This is a genomic window from Sinanaerobacter chloroacetimidivorans (assembly GCF_018128545.1).
Lineage (GTDB): Bacteria > Bacillota > Clostridia > Peptostreptococcales > Anaerovoracaceae > Sinanaerobacter > Sinanaerobacter chloroacetimidivorans.
Map to the genome: position 1 here is coordinate 42,227 of NZ_JAGSND010000015.1, position 15,186 is coordinate 57,412.

General features: G+C 44.0%; 15 protein-coding genes. All 15 read left to right on the plus strand.

Annotation, left to right across the window (positions count from 1 at the left end):
* Positions 1-14: 14 nt before the first annotated feature.
* The 15 genes from KCX82_RS17510 to KCX82_RS17580 all read left to right on the plus strand — a co-directional run bounded on the left by KCX82_RS17510 (position 15) and on the right by KCX82_RS17580 (position 15,184).
* Complete coding sequence (locus KCX82_RS17510) at positions 15-461, plus strand: methylglyoxal synthase (RefSeq protein ID WP_465250676.1); 447 nt, start codon at positions 15-17, stop codon at positions 459-461.
* A gap of 111 nt (positions 462-572) precedes the next feature.
* Entirely contained in the window at positions 573-974 is a 402-nt protein-coding gene (gene ndk / locus KCX82_RS17515) for a nucleoside-diphosphate kinase (RefSeq protein WP_227019796.1), read from the plus strand.
* A gap of 93 nt (positions 975-1,067) precedes the next feature.
* Positions 1,068-2,483, plus strand: a complete 1,416-nt coding sequence (locus KCX82_RS17520; RefSeq protein WP_227019797.1) for an MBOAT family O-acyltransferase — start codon at positions 1,068-1,070, stop codon at positions 2,481-2,483.
* A gap of 26 nt (positions 2,484-2,509) precedes the next feature.
* Positions 2,510-3,862, plus strand: a complete 1,353-nt coding sequence (locus KCX82_RS17525; RefSeq protein ID WP_227019798.1) for a DHHW family protein — start codon at positions 2,510-2,512, stop codon at positions 3,860-3,862.
* Between the two features lie 79 nt (positions 3,863-3,941).
* Positions 3,942-4,673 carry a peptidoglycan recognition protein family protein gene (locus tag KCX82_RS17530; RefSeq protein WP_227019799.1) on the plus strand — a complete coding sequence of 244 codons (732 nt, stop codon included), beginning with the start codon at positions 3,942-3,944 and terminating at the stop codon, positions 4,671-4,673.
* Positions 4,674-4,938: 265 nt separating this feature from the next.
* A complete protein-coding gene (locus KCX82_RS17535; RefSeq protein ID WP_227019800.1) occupies positions 4,939-6,933 on the plus strand; it encodes an acyltransferase family protein in 1,995 nt (664 codons plus the stop codon).
* A 190-nt stretch (positions 6,934-7,123) separates the two neighbouring features.
* Positions 7,124-7,624: a sigma-70 family RNA polymerase sigma factor gene (locus KCX82_RS17540; RefSeq protein ID WP_227019801.1), complete on the plus strand. Its 501-nt coding sequence runs from the start codon at positions 7,124-7,126 to the stop codon at positions 7,622-7,624.
* Positions 7,614-9,002 (plus strand): DUF4179 domain-containing protein, encoded by a 1,389-nt coding sequence (locus KCX82_RS17545; protein ID WP_227019802.1) that lies wholly within the window; start codon positions 7,614-7,616, stop codon positions 9,000-9,002. Before KCX82_RS17540 ends, KCX82_RS17545 begins: the two co-directional genes overlap by 11 nt.
* A 162-nt stretch (positions 9,003-9,164) precedes the next feature.
* Positions 9,165-9,458, plus strand: a complete 294-nt coding sequence (locus tag KCX82_RS17550; protein ID WP_227019803.1) for a DUF6442 family protein — start codon at positions 9,165-9,167, stop codon at positions 9,456-9,458.
* 10 nt (positions 9,459-9,468) lie between these two features.
* Positions 9,469-9,663 carry a helix-turn-helix transcriptional regulator gene (locus KCX82_RS17555; RefSeq protein ID WP_227019804.1) on the plus strand — a complete coding sequence of 65 codons (195 nt, stop codon included), beginning with the start codon at positions 9,469-9,471 and terminating at the stop codon, positions 9,661-9,663.
* Between the two features lie 334 nt (positions 9,664-9,997).
* Entirely contained in the window at positions 9,998-10,939 is a 942-nt protein-coding gene (locus KCX82_RS17560) for a sugar-binding transcriptional regulator (RefSeq protein ID WP_227019805.1), read from the plus strand.
* Positions 10,940-10,961: 22 nt separating this feature from the next.
* Positions 10,962-11,906, plus strand: coding sequence for a sugar ABC transporter substrate-binding protein (locus tag KCX82_RS17565; protein WP_227019806.1), 945 nt, complete (start codon positions 10,962-10,964; stop codon positions 11,904-11,906).
* Between the two features lie 63 nt (positions 11,907-11,969).
* Complete coding sequence (locus tag KCX82_RS17570) at positions 11,970-13,451, plus strand: sugar ABC transporter ATP-binding protein (RefSeq protein WP_227019807.1); 1,482 nt, start codon at positions 11,970-11,972, stop codon at positions 13,449-13,451.
* Between the two features lie 15 nt (positions 13,452-13,466).
* Entirely contained in the window at positions 13,467-14,420 is a 954-nt protein-coding gene (locus tag KCX82_RS17575; RefSeq protein ID WP_227019808.1) for an ABC transporter permease, read from the plus strand.
* The gene (locus KCX82_RS17580) at positions 14,417-15,184 is read left to right on the plus strand and encodes a tryptophan synthase subunit alpha (RefSeq protein ID WP_227019809.1); all 768 of its coding nucleotides are present in this window, start codon (positions 14,417-14,419) and stop codon (positions 15,182-15,184) included. The genes KCX82_RS17575 and KCX82_RS17580 overlap by 4 nt, the downstream gene beginning before the upstream one ends.
* Positions 15,185-15,186: the final 2 nt, after the last annotated feature.

The window sequence follows — 15,186 nt, forward strand, 5'->3', positions numbered from 1 at the left end:
AAAAGAGGTTTATGATGAACAAAATCGGAAAACAAAAACATATTGCATTAATTGCCCATGACAACAGAAAACAAGATTTGGTGGAATGGGCGAAAAATAATGTTGAAATACTTAGCAGACAGTTTCTTTGTGGAACCGGTACTACAGCCAAGCTGATTTCAGAGGAAACGGGACTGCCGGTCAAGGCCTATAAGAGCGGCCCCTTGGGAGGGGATCAGCAGATAGGTGCGATGATTTCCAATGGTGAAGTGGATTTTATGCTGTTTTTCTGGGATCCGTTAACCACCCAGCCACATGATCCCGATGTAAAAGCGCTGCTGAGAATCGCAGTTTTATATGATATTCCTGTTGCCATGAACCAGTCTACGGCAAATTTTCTGCTTTCTTCAAAACTGATGGAAGAGGAGTACGAAAGAAGTATTTTGGATTATTATAATAAAATCAGGAAAAATATTTATTAGATGGGCGTAAAATATAGGTAAACCAAAAGGTGGTTCCGATAACCCAGATTACCAGATGAAAAGCAAAAGGTGCTTTACATAATTTTATAGTAATTGCCAGGAGGGTAAAAAGTGGAAAGAACTTATATTATGCTGAAACCGGATGCGATAACCAGGAAATTGGCAGGACGTATTATTGATAGAATAGAGGCTAAGGGGTATCGCATTGCCGATATAAGGGTCATGAATCTGGACCAGGATATTCTGAGAGAGCATTATGCCCATATTGCCGACAAGCCTTTTTTTCCGGACTTGGTAAGCTACATGACGTCAGGTCCCGTATGGGGAATGATCGTAGAAGGAGACAACGCAGTGCAGGGAATGCGGATTTTGATAGGTGCCACAAAGTTTGAGGATGCCGCTGCCGGAACCATCCGGGGGGATTATGCAAAATCCACCACGGAAAATGTGATACATGGCTCTGATTCCACAGAAAATGCGGAAATCGAAATAAAAAGGTTTTTCGGCAGATAATTTCCTCATAAAAAGGAACGAACCAATTCTGAAAGAAAATACGAAACATTTGACGAAATCAGGATAAAGAAGAAAACGCAACAGGAGGATCTTATGGTTTTTTCCAGCTTGTTTTTTATCTATGCTTTTTTACCTGTCACCTTGTTTCTCTACTTTATTTACAAAGGTAAAGCTTACCGCAATTATATTTTAATTATTTCTTCTTTGATTTTCTATGCCTGGGGGGAGCCGGTGTGGGTTTTACTGCTGGTTCTTACCACCTGGATCGACTACTTTGCTGCCAAAATTATCGATCAATACAAAGGCCTTAGGCAATCAAAGGCGGCATTGTCATGCGCCGTCGTCTCAAATCTACTGATCCTGTTTTACTTTAAGTATTCGGGTTTTACAGTTGAGAATCTCAATCACTTGCTGGGATCGAATATTCACATTCTTGAGTTTTCTTTGCCTATCGGCATTTCCTTTTATACGTTTCAGGCCCTTTCCTATGTCATTGATGTATATCGCGGAGAAGTTGAGGTGCAAAAATCCTTCCACAAGCTGCTTCTGTATGTGGCCTTGTTCCCCCAGCTTGTTGCAGGACCCATTGTACGTTATCGGGATATCGCCGAAGAGATCGAAAACAGAAGCATGTCGCTGACAGCTGTCAGCGAAGGTGCTGCCAGATTTATGATCGGACTTGCCAAAAAAGCCATTATAGCCAATACCGCCGGAAATCTCGCCTCATCCTTTCTGCAGAGCGAATTCGGGCAATTCACCGTACTCGGTGCCTGGTTCGGAATTTTACTTTTTGCCATCCAGATCTATTATGATTTTTCGGGATATTCGGATATGGCAATCGGTCTGGGAAAAATATTCGGTTTCACGTATAAAGAAAATTTCAATTACCCTTATATATCAAAATCGGCTGCCGAGTTTTGGAGAAGATGGCACATTTCTCTGGGGAGCTTTTTCAGGGATTATGTTTATATCCCACTTGGAGGAAAATATCAGTTTCAGATGAGAAATATCATCGTTGTCTGGTTCCTGACAGGCTTATGGCACGGGGCAAGCTGGAATTTTATTTTTTGGGGCCTCTACTACGGATTCTTTATTATCCTTGAAAAATATCTGCTGAACAAGTGGCTTCAGCATACTTTCCTGCTCTCAAGAATTTATTTTATCTTCCTTACGCTCATTGGGTGGAGCATTTTCTATTACACAGATCTGACGCAATGGCTTGGCTTTATGAAGGCATTCTGGGGTCTGGGCGGGGTAAAATTCAGCAATACGGAGCTTACCATACAAGTTTCAAATTATTATCTTTTCATTATCTTGGCCGTGATCGGCTGTACGCCTGTCGTGAAACAGATCAATCATTATATTTCAAAGAAATTGGAGCATCACAGAAAAATCTATGGTTTTTATGAAGGACTGGCAAAGCCGATTCTCAATGCCGGTTTTCTCTTAGTATCCACAGCCCTTTTAGTGGGCCAAACATACAATCCGTTTTTATATTTTAGATTTTAAATGAAGGGCATAAAGAGGGTGATGATATGAAAAAGAGTATTCTCAATGTCCTGCTGGCCGCCTCTGTTATTTTTGGATTCGGTATATTGAATCTTGTTCTGCCGGATAGGCCGACGGTATCCGAACTGGAAAACAGAAACCTGAAAGCGATGCCTGCTTTTACGAGGGAGAGATTTTTAGCCGGAGACTATCTGAAAGAATTTGATTTGTTCTTTTCCGATGCTTTTATTTTCAGGGACCGCTTTATCACCATCGCCAATCGTGTAAAAGATCTCTACGGATTTAAGATGGGAGAATCTGTTGAAATCATCCAATACGCGGGAGCCAATGCAGCAGAAACAGCAGCTGGTGACTATCCGGATGCCGGTATCAATGTACCAAATGACGTAGAAGGTGCGGGGGCCGGGAGCAAGACGGAGACACCAGAAAGGGAGGCACCGGAAGGGGAGGTACCGGAAAAGGAAATACCGGAGTCGGAACTGACCGATAGCAGCAAAGAGGTGAACAGCCTTCGCGGAGGAATGCTGATTTACGGAGATCGAGCCATGGAGGTTTACAAATTTTCGGCAGCCGGTGCAGACAGTTATGCTCGGGCAATCAATTTATACCGTGATCTTTTGGACAGCAGCATCAATATTTACTCCCTGCTGGCACCTACCCAAATAGAATTTATTGAGGATGAGCGTTACAGAGAATTATCAGACTCCCAGAGAGATGGCATTGAATACGTGAATAACAGGCTTGCACCCGGAATCATACCCATCATGGCCTATGACGAGATAGAACAAAACAAAGACAAATATCTGTATTTCAGATCCGACCATCACTGGACTGCACTCGGAGCCTATTATGCCTATCGAAGCTTTGCCAGAGCAGCCGGGCAGATTCCAACAGAGCTGGACCAGTTCCGTACGGGTTATGCAGAGGGTTATTTGGGATCAACCTATTCGATTACCCTGAGTGAAAGGGTTGCCGCAAATCCTGATAAAATCATTTACTATCTGCCCCCCGTTGATTACACCTATTATATCTGTTATTCAACCTATGAAGAGTGGGATCTTCTGGATTTGAAACAGGCAAAAAAACAAAATAAATACCGGCTGTTTTTAAGCGGAGACCGACCTCTGGGTAAAATCGTCACGGGTTCCGAATCAGACAGGAAGATCCTTGTAATCAAGGATTCCTATGGAAATGCCTTCGTGCCGTTCTTAATTCCCCATTATAAAGAAATTTATATCGTTGACCCAAGGCAGTTTGAGCAAAATATCCTTGAATTCATCGGGGAAAATCAGATCAATGACATTCTGTTTCTTAATTATGTGATGATCACCAACTTTACGGAGTTCCATAACCTGATGACGGGGCTGACACAAAAATAAAAATTTGCTATAATGGTTGAATGAGGGGATGCGGAGATTGGGATATCAGAGATGAGATAAAGGCTAAAGGGGTAATAACATGTTAATCAGAAAGAGGTCCAACAAGGTTTATGACATACGGGAAGCGTATACAAATGGTTCGATATCGGAGACAACAATCAGACGTATCAATAGAAGAAGGAAACAGCGAAAACAACGAATGATTTTCATACTGATCACCGTACTCTTTCTCACGGTTGTCTTTGTACCGGTATTCTTTCACATGCAGGCCAATCGTCCGACGGCTCTTAGAGAAGGGGTAACGGTGGTAGACTCCATACCGGTCATTACTGATTTTGTATCGGTAAACACAATGGAAAGGCCCGGAAAAGAAAGAAAAATCAAATATATCGTGATTCATGAAACCGGCAATGCCGGGAGCAACGCAGACGCGGCTTCCCACAATAATTATCTGCATACCCAGGAAAACAGTCAGAAAAAGTCCTGGCATTACACCGTTGATGATAAAGAAATTTATTACCATATCCCGGACAATGAAATCGCTTTCCATGCAGGAGACGGTTTAAAGAAAGACGGAGGCAATGCAAACGGAATCGGTATTGAGATGTGCATCAACCCGGAGAACGATTATGAGCAGACACTGAAAAACACGGCGAAGCTGACTGCCATGCTGCTGAAAGCATACGATCTGGACATCAGTGCTGTAAAGACACATCACGATTTTTCCGGGAAAAATTGCCCAAGCAATTTGCTGAATTCCGGAAGATGGGAGGAATTTTTGGATATGGTAAGACTCGAGCTGGAAACTTGAGCACTGAGATCGGAGCGAATAGAGATCTTTGATTTCCTTATTCGCTCTATTCATCTGATCTGATCGGAAATATCCCTGGCGGAAGTGGCGAAGCCACTTTTTTTTATTGAAATTTGTAATCATAAAGATATAAAAATTTATCATGAAATTATATATAATAGAATAAATTAGTAGAAACCTTTTCTAACTTTTTGGCGTCTAAAAGAGTACAAGCATTAAACAGTATCAACAATGTCAGGTCAGAATAGAAGGAGCTGGAATTTTCATGTTAAAGAATTCGCAAAATGAGGGTTATATTGCCGGATTGGATGGACTCCGTGCTTTTGCCGTACTCGCCGTCTTTGTGTATCATTTTGGCTTCAGCTGGGCCAGAGGCGGTTTTCTGGGAGTGGATATTTTCTTTGTCCTTTCAGGTTATTTGATCACATCCATTATGCTGCCACATCAAGAGAATGAATTGAATATAAAACTACGCGAATTTTGGATCGGACGTATTCGACGCCTCCTTCCTGCTGCCTATGTGATGATTATTTCTACGTTTACCTGGGTGATGCTGTTTCGTCAGGATTTATTACATACCGTACAGGGCGATGCCATTTCGTCGATTTTTTATACAAGCAATTGGTGGTTTATTTTTCATAAGCTATCCTACTTTGATAGCTTCGGCTCCCTTTCTCCGTTAAAAAATCTCTGGTCTTTAGCGATAGAAGAACAGTTTTATTTGCTGTGGCCCATGATATTGGCGGCCGGCATAAAACTTTTGAAGAAACGGGGCAGGATGTCCGTACTCGTCTTGTTCTTAGCTTTCTGCTCTGCAGGGCTCATGGGGTTGCTGTTTGAGCCGGGAACCGACCCCAGCCGGGTCTATTATGGGACAGACACCCGGTCCTTTGAATTGCTGATCGGTTGTTTTCTGGCGATTCTGTTTCCTATGAAAAAGCTTGCTGCGGTCTCTGTTTCCAATGGCCGAAGAAACCTGCTGAATCTGGCGGGCATAGCCGCTTTTACTATCTTTTTGCTTAGTGTCTATTTTGTGGATGAATACCAGCAGTTTCCTTATCGGGGCGGTCTGTTACTCTTTTGCTTCAATTCGGCACTGCTCATTGCCTGTGTCTGTCATTCCGGAAGTCTTCTGGGACGCCTTTTCTCATGGAAGCCTTTGCGCTGGATGGGGACAAGATCCTATGGAATTTATCTGTGGCATTATCCCGTAATCGTATTGAGCACTCCTGTTTATGAAATCGGGCATCCGGCTTATTGGCGGGTTACAGTACAGCTGCTTGTTACCTTTGCCATTGCGGAGCTTTCCTACCGCTTCATAGAAATGCCTGTCAGAAGATTGGGATTAAAAGGATATCTCAAAAATCTGTTAACCAGAGATACGATTGTATGGAAAGGACCTTTGGCCAGAAGAATTTCAACCACGTTGGCTTCCTTTATTATTTTGATTCTTGTTGTAGGGGTCACGGGGCTGGCATATAGCGATGTGCCTGCAAAAGAAGCCGGAGCATTTCCGGACGAAATGATCACAGGAAAGGCAACGGATTCCTCTATCCTTGCGGATACCGGCAAGGATTCTGATGAAAAGCAGGAAGAATCGGAAGGCGGGGACCATTCCGCAATTCAGGAGAATGATGCTGTTTATGAAAATGGTGAGGTCACCGTACCGGCCGAAGAGAAAGAAGGAAAAGATGACGGAGGCCTTGGAAAGCCATCCGGTATTCATTTCGGTACCAATGAAAATCGGAATTCCCCTTCCATCAATCAATATGAAGAAATATTGGCTATAGGCGATTCCGTTATGATCGGCATTTCTTCCAGTTTGAATCAAAAATACAGCAATATCACCATAGACGGCAAGGTTGGAAGGCAAATGTCGCAAGCCGTTGAATTAGCCCCCGGATATGCGTCATTCAACGATCCCGATAAAGCTGTCATTATCGAGCTTGGAACAAATGGCTATTTTACAGAAGAACAGTTAAACAGCCTGCTGGAATCTTTTTCAGAATCACCTGTTTATCTGGTGAATATACGCGTGCCGCGACCCTGGGAATTCAAGGTCAACGAAGCCTTAGCGAAAAAAGCCATGGAAAAAGAAAATATAACATTAATCGACTGGTATTCGGAAGCGATCAATCACCCTGAATATTTCTCGCCGGATGGGGTGCACCTTCTGCCTAAAGGGGTGGAAGTTCTGACCTCCCTCATTGATCAGGCGCTAATCAGCAGCGGTTCGGCAGCAGAGCAATTGACAAAGTAGGATTATTAGGAAATCAGTGTTACTTCCAAACTGGTTTCCTTTTTCTTATGGGGTCATTTCTGCCGTTTTTTTCTTTATTTATCCTTTCATTCATTTCATTTATTTTTACATTTTATTAATTACAAAAATGAAAATCCCTTTCCATTTTCTCTAATAGATAGAAAGGAATACAGGTATGGAATTATCGGAAATGAAAAGAATCAGCAAAAAATCTTATATCTCCTTTATAACAGAATATAAAACAACCATGTACCGGATCGCATTTGGATACCTGAGCGAGGAAGCAAAGGCACTGGATGCTGTGGATGAGGCTGTATATCTGGGATATCTGCATAGAAAAGAATTACGGGATCCAAACTTTCTTAAAACATGGCTTACCAGAATTCTGATCAATGAATGCTATCGGATTTTGCGGCGGAATAAGCGTGAAGTAACCATGGAAGAGCCACCGGAAAAAGCGGATTTTTTTACAGCCGAGGCTGCGCTCCCTTTAAAACAGGCCGTACAGGATTTGCCTGAGGACTTAAGAAAGGTCATTGTCCTTCGGTATTTCGGCGGTTATACCATCGCAGACACGGCTAAACTTTTAGAATTACCGGAAGGTACGGTGTCAACCCGCTCCAGAAAGGCATTGGGCATATTGCGAGTTGCGCTTGATGAGGAGGAAGGAGGACTGGCAAATGGAAAATAACAGAGAAGATTGGGAAGAATTTTTAGCAGAATCCTCTCAATATCCGGAAGGACTGTCAGAAGTAGAAAATAGAATTGGGAAGCGAATCGGAAAGCATACCAGGAAAAGGAGGGTATTTTACAGCACCTTGTCCGCTGTAGCTGCGGTATTTATCTTTGTGATACTGGTCAACACCAGTACGGCAGTTGCCGGCAGCATATCCGAGATCCCTCTGATCGGCAAACTTGCGGTGTTTGTAAAATTTGATAAAAGCTTAAGCAATGCTATCGAAAACGACTATGTACAGAAAGTTGACCTGAGTGCCTGGGATGGACAGGAACAATTACTGCTGCCTTATGTCATTGCGGATGAAAGAAATCTGGTGCTCTTTTTCCAGTTGCCTGAAGAATTGAAACTGGAAGCGGACGAATGGGTACAGATCAATCTGCTGGAGATGAGAGACGGAGTTTCCGGCGAAAGAATAGCAGGATTCAGTTGTATAACATCGTCTTTATCTGCAGAAGGAAGGAACGAAAATAATGGATTTATTCAACAGAGTTATCATTTTTCCGAAGGGACACTTCCCGAATTTGTAGAACTAAGCGTCAATTTGGAAGCAGAGGTTCCTGGGGACTCTCCGATTGGGGAATCTATGGGAGCGCCTTCCGAAATGGAATCCAAACAAAGCTCGAAAAAAATTGGGACCTTTACTTTCCAATTGCATTTCGGCGAATTTGCCGAACCTATGGTTCATGAACTCCACAAAGATTATATCATAGAGGGTCAAAGCCTAACTGTTGAAGAGATGAAGGTATACCCTACGGGGACTGAGGTATCCTTTACGTTCCCGGAAGAAAACACAGCCTGGATAAAAGGCTTGGAATTGTCTGTTGAGAAGGATAGGGAAATCTTTTTGAAAGGAAACAACGGACTAAGTGCCACAAGCGATGACATTCATATGAGCGTGTTTATCGAATCGGATTATTTTGATCCTCCCGGCTCCCGGACACTGCTGATTCAGGCAATTCGGTTATTGGATAAACAAGAAGAATATGTTACGGTAGATATCAATCATAAGACGATAACCCCGGCCATTCATGGGTCGATGTTAACAGAAGTAACGAAAAAACAGGGAACTGCATCTCTTACTTTTACAACAAGGGTTTCTGAAGATGATAATTTTGGGATGTTCAGTCCGGAGTATCAGGATGAAGAGGGCAACGTCTATGATCTTCAGGAGATGGGCTTTTCGAATATCGATTCCTTCATGGAAACGAGGGTTGTGCTGACACCTCCCGATAACGGAAAAGTGATTTTGCAAAGAACCCTTACACCTAAAATTGTTCTGGAAAAACCCATTCGAATCGACCTGCCTGTACAGCCTAAAATCGATTCATAAAAGATTCACGGCATGATTCTGAAATCAGCAATTCAAGTCAAGAAAATTCTCTGCCGATGATCTTTTTCCCTCTTGGGAAAATGTAAAAAGTTCTTGACATTTATACGGAACCGAATTATTATAATGTCAAAAGTATTTTACATTTCGAAGGGGGAATTTTATATGAAAAAAATGGACGAAATGGAATTGAGTATTACGCTGCAGGCTATAAAATGGTCCTGGAGTTATATGATACTGATTCTTGCTCTATGGATGATCTATGAATTTGTCCAGGGCAACAGTATCAATATTCCGGTGTTGCTGTTGGTCAGTCAGAATATGGTCTTCTTTATTGCCCAGCAGATCCTGACACAACGGGCAGGTGACGATCGCGGAAGGACAAATTTATTGTTGTGGCTGGCTTGTACCGTCATTTTTTTAGCTGCCGGGGCTCTGCTTTTGTTCTTCTTCCGTTAGGTGAATCTGTATGAAAAACAAGATCAGGGAACTGCGTAAGGAAAGAGGATTACGCCAGGAGGACATGGCCGCTGCGTTAGGAGTAACACGCCAAACCATCAATGCCATTGAAAATGATAAATATAATCCAACGCTTGAGCTTGCCATGAAACTTGCCAGGCTGCTTGAAAGGCCCGTTGAAGAAATATTCCAATTACCGGATTGAAATATCTCATTTGACGGATGGTGGATGAAAGCGAAAAAAGACAAACCTGAAATTTAATGCAGATTTTCGAGAATTGCTAAAAGGGAACGAGACAAACCTGATTGACGCTGAAAAGCGCGTAGGGTTTGTCTTTTTGTTTCTACGAAGATATACCGTGTGAGCATCCGGCAGGCATACAAGGTGTGAGAAATCAACCCGCCATCAAGGGGGTTGCTGGTTGAAATTAATTTCCGGAAATTCAAAGCAGAAATATATTTACTGTGGCACATTTTGGTGATACTATTGAGTTGAACAAAAATTATACCATTGAACAAATGTCCGAACGGAGGTACTCATGGCAATTACAGATAATATGAGAATGACCCTGAAGGTTTGTCAGTTATATTATGAAGAAAATCTAAGCCAAAAGGAAATATCTTCTCAGATGGGCATTTCCCGTCCCCAGATCAGCCGGATCCTTTCCAACGCACGGGAGAACAATGTCGTTACAATTAAGATCAACAATCCGTTTCTGGATGAGACAAGGCTGGAGAAGATTCTGATGGAACGATATGGACTCAAGGATGCACTGGTACTGAATACCGGAAAGACAGGGGAACAGGAAAATGATCTCGATGAATTCGGACGCATGGCTGCGGAATGCATCGATGCCTATATCATGGACCACAACCGGGTCGGTGTTATGAGCGGACAAACCATAAGCAGTCTGGTCTGGGCCATCAAACATTTAAACAGGCGAGGCCTGGAATTTGTATCTCTGGTGGGCGGTATGGGATCCACAAGCGTAAATTGGCATGCTAATGCCATTGCCCAGCGGTTTTCCGAGTGCTCCGGCGGCAGCTGCTATATCCTGAATGCGCCTATTATCGTACAAAGCAGGCAATCCAGAGATATTCTCATTCAGGAACCGGAAATTGCTTCTGTGTTACAGAAGGGAGCCGCCTGTGATGTGGTCATCGTAGGGATAGGACAGATTAACATGGATGCCACTAACGTAAAGGCAGGAACCCTGGATAATGAGGACATACAGCGGCTGAAAGATGCAAAAGCGGTAGCTTCGGTCTGTACCTCCTACTTGGACGCACAGGGAAACATTATCAATACGGAACTGAATGAACGAACCATCGGGCTGACTCTGGATCAACTGAAAAAATCCAGGACCATAGCCCTGGCAGCCGGAAGAAGCAAGGTAGAATCCATTAGAGCGGCATTGTCGAGCGGGTATCTTGATGTTTTTATCACCGATTTGGATACGGCTCGTGTAATAGCAGAATAAATCATTGAATGAGGAGGAAAAAATGAAAAAATTATTAATGTTAGCAGTAACAGGTCTTTTAGTTTTGTCAATGGCAGCCTGCAACGGCACGCCTTCCTCAACGGGAACCGACGAGGAGAGCGGACCGGCAGGAAAAAAGGTTTCGCTGCTTACCCCTTATCTTAGCTCTGTAACCACCAATCAGATGGTAGAGGAAATGAAGGCAGGCATGGAAGAACAGGGAATGGTTGTAACGGTAGTGGACACCAAAGGTGATTTTGCACAGCTGGCAAGCAGAATCGAAGATACTGTTTCCGCAAAGGCTGATGCCATTGTTCTTGTCAGTGCAGACCCGTCTCAGGTGGCCACTCAGCTGCAAAGCGCATTTGATGCCGGAATCCCTGTATTTGGCTGTGACAGCGGCTTTGTTGACGGAATGATGGTGAATGCTACCAGCGATAACGCTGCCATGGGTGAACTGATTACCAAATACCTCTTTGACGACCTGATGGGCGGAAAAGGTACGGTAATCGCTCTTACTCATCGTCCGCATCCCGGCGTTGCCAAGAGATGTACGGCCTTTGACGACATTCTCAAAAATTATCCCAACATAAAATTAATCACGGAACAACATATTGAAGTACCTGGACCTATTGAAAATTCCAGAAAAGTGATGGAGAATCTGATCCTATCCAATTCTGCCAAGGATTCCATCACCGCCGTATGGTGTGCATGGGATGAGCCGGCTATCGGCGCCACTCAGGCATTACAGGATGCCGGCAGAGGTGAAGTCATCGTTGTCGGTGTGGATGGAAACAGCCAAGCTGTGGAAATGATCAATCAGGGCACCAACCTGAAAGCCACCGTAGCGCAAAATTTCGAAGGAATGGCAACCATTGTCGTGACTGAGATGACAAAGATGTTCAATGGTGAAGAAATCACAAAAGGTGAACAATATGCACCGGCGTCCATTATAACAAAAGAATAGGCTGAATTTCGAAGTAGGTTTTGGGCATGACTGAAACCTACTTCCATATAGGAGTGATAGAAAATGCTTTTGCAGACTAAGAAACTGTGCAAACAGTTCGGCGGTATCTATGCATTGAAGGATATCGATTTCGAGATTATGGAAGGGGAGACCCTCGGCCTGGTAGGAGAAAACGGCGCCGGAAAATCCACTCTGATCAAGATATTGACAGGAGTGTATTCCTTGGACAGTGGTGGAATTCTCTGGGATGGAAAAGCAGCCGAGATCCATAATCCCTGTCAGAGCCGGGACCTTGGCATCAATGTCATCCACCAGGACCGAAATCTGATTCCGGCCTTCAGTGGCATCGAAAATATCTATCTGGGTCTTGAATATGAAAAAAAGGCCGGTATAGCGGTCAACTGGGCAAAGATGAAACAGCGAGTGGAAGAGGTCATGACGGATTTGGGGGTCTCCATCGATCTGGAACTGCCTGCGGCCTTACTGACACCTCCCCAAAAGACCATGATTGAGATTGTACGGGCAATGATGACCCAATGTAAATTACTGATCCTTGATGAACCAACTGCGTCCCTTACGGACAGAGAATCAGAAATGCTTTTTGAAATTATCGGTAAATTAAAAAAGAAGGGTACCTCCATTCTGTATGTAACCCATCGTATGGATGAGATATTCCGTCTCACCGACCGCATTACGGTGTTCAAAAATGGACAACTGGTAAATACGGTAGAGACTGCGGAGGTAAATAAAGAGAAAATTATATCCATGATGACGGATAACTGGGTGAGTGAAAAATTGAAAACGGCCGGAGAATTCGGAGAGGTCCTATTAAATGTGGAGCATCTTGCTTCAAAAGATAACATCGTGAAGGATGCAAGCTTTACCGTCCATGCAGGTGAAATTCTTGGGATTTTCGGATTGGGCGGCAGTGGCAGAACAGAACTGCTGGAATGCGTCTACGGATATCGACCCGTTGCCGGTGGAAAAATCACCCTGGAGGGCGCACCCATTGGCAAACCGTCCCCTGCAAATTCCCTCCGGAAGGGTATGGTATTGATTTGTGAGGACAGACGGGGGAAAGCGCTGGTTGGCTCCCTCAATGTAAAACAAAATATCGTATTATCAACCATAGACAGATATGCACACTTTGGAGTCGTTGATGAGAAGAAGGAAATCAGCGACGCGGAAGGGCAAATAGATAAATTAAATATCAAGACGGAAGGTCCGAAGCAGCCGGTTCTGCAGCTTTCCGGCGGAAACCAGCAGAAGGTTGTTTTTGCCAAAGCTTTGATGTCAAATCCTAAGGTTCTGCTCTGTGACGAGCCGAGCCAGGCGGTGGATGTAAAGACCCGTCAGGAAATACATAAGCTGTTGCGCCGGAAAGCGGAGGAAGGAAATGCTGTCGTTTTTGTTTCCTCGGATCTGAAGGAGGTGCTGGAAGTCGTTGATCATGTATTGATTATGGCCAACGGGAAAACCAGAGAGTTCTTTGTCAATGACGGCTTAACGGCAGAACAGGTTCTGGCCGGCTGCTATGCCGACTAACTAGGAGGGAGATTCATGAACAGAAATCGTAAAATCTCGGAATTAATGCGGGCATACGGCACCGTATTTGCAGGAATTATCATTATCATTGCTTTCAGTATTCTGAGCTTTGATGCCTTTTTTACATTTGGAAACTTTATCAACATTACGCGGCAGATCTCGCTCCTTGTAATCATTGCATTAGGGGCTACCCTTGTGATGTCGGTGGAGGAATTTGACCTCTCCGTCGGCGCTATGGCAAGTCTGGGCGGAGTCATTGCAGCCAAAATGGCGGTGGCGGGTATGCCAATCGTTCTATGTTTTGCTTTGCCTGTGGCATTATGTTTTCTCATCGGACTTTTAAACGGCTGGATCGTCACAAAATTCAGAGTATTATCCTTTATTACGACCCTGGCCATGAGCACCGTCATCGGCGGTTTCACCTTCTGGTTTACCGGAGGAGCTACCGTTTTTGAAAATATTCCCAAGAGCTTTACCTTTGTGGGCACCAAGAGCCTGCTAAGTATTCCCCTGCTTTCTGTCATTATGATCCTGCTCACCGTCTTGTTTTGGTTCACTATGAGGCATACCGCTTTCGGAAGAAAACTCTATGCAATAGGGGGAAATGAAGCAGCATCCCAAGTATCAGGAATCAATGTGACCCTACATAAAAATGTTGCCTTTGCATTGTGTGCTGCCCTTGCCGCATTAACCGGAGTTCTCATGGCATCAAGACTGGGTTCTGCACATCCCACAGGCGGAGATGGGTTATTCCTTCAGGCCTATGCGGCCGCTTTCCTTGGCAGAACCGTATTTAAGGAAGGAGTCCCCAATATATGGGGTACCTTCGTCGGAGCAGCGATCCTTGGGATTCTGGCAAACGGACTGACGATTATGCAGGTCCCAACCTTTATGCAGGATCTGCTTACCGGTTGTATTATTATCCTTGCAGTCGTTGTACAAAAAATTGGCCGTGGTGATTTGAAATGACAGAAATAGCTTCAGAACGCAATATAAATTGTTTAAAAAAGGGCAAATTGTCTATTGGCTATCTATTGGCCGGATATCCCGAAAAAGAAAACTTTCTCACCGTTTTATCAGCATGTGAAGAGGCAGGACTGGATATTTTTGAGATCGGCTTTCCCTCCGAGAATCCTGCAGCGGACGGAGAGGTCATCCGTAATGCTCATGCAAAGACAGACTTGTCCATACAAAGGGATCTAAGCTATTGGCAAAAAGTTCGGGGGGCTGTAAATGCTCCTATCTGGATTATGGGATACAAAAAGGATCTTATCGATACCGGTTTTTATCAAATTCTTGCCCAAAACGGTTTGGCGGATGCTTTTGTGATACCCGATGCTGCTCATGAAGAACGGCATAGGATGCTCAAGGAGCTTCAGCCTTATGGCGTGGATGTACTGGGATTTGTGACACCGGATATGGAAGAGAAAGAACAGGAAGCCTGTTTTCGGGACTTCCCTCTGATTTATCAGCAGCTTTATTCCGGGCCCACGGGCATGTCGGTGGAAACTCCGGGGTATGAAAAAATCCTGGAACGTGCGAAAAAACACAGCCATCTTCATGTCTTCGCCGGCTTTGGGATCAACTCTGCAGAACGAGCGGGACATTTGCTGGGAAGCGGCTTTGACGGAGTGATCGTCGGGACGGCAATGATCTCAAAATTGAATTTGTCCGCAGAGGACTTGATTTCTTTTATAAAAGACTTGAAGGATACGGTTGTAAAAGGGAGGTGAGG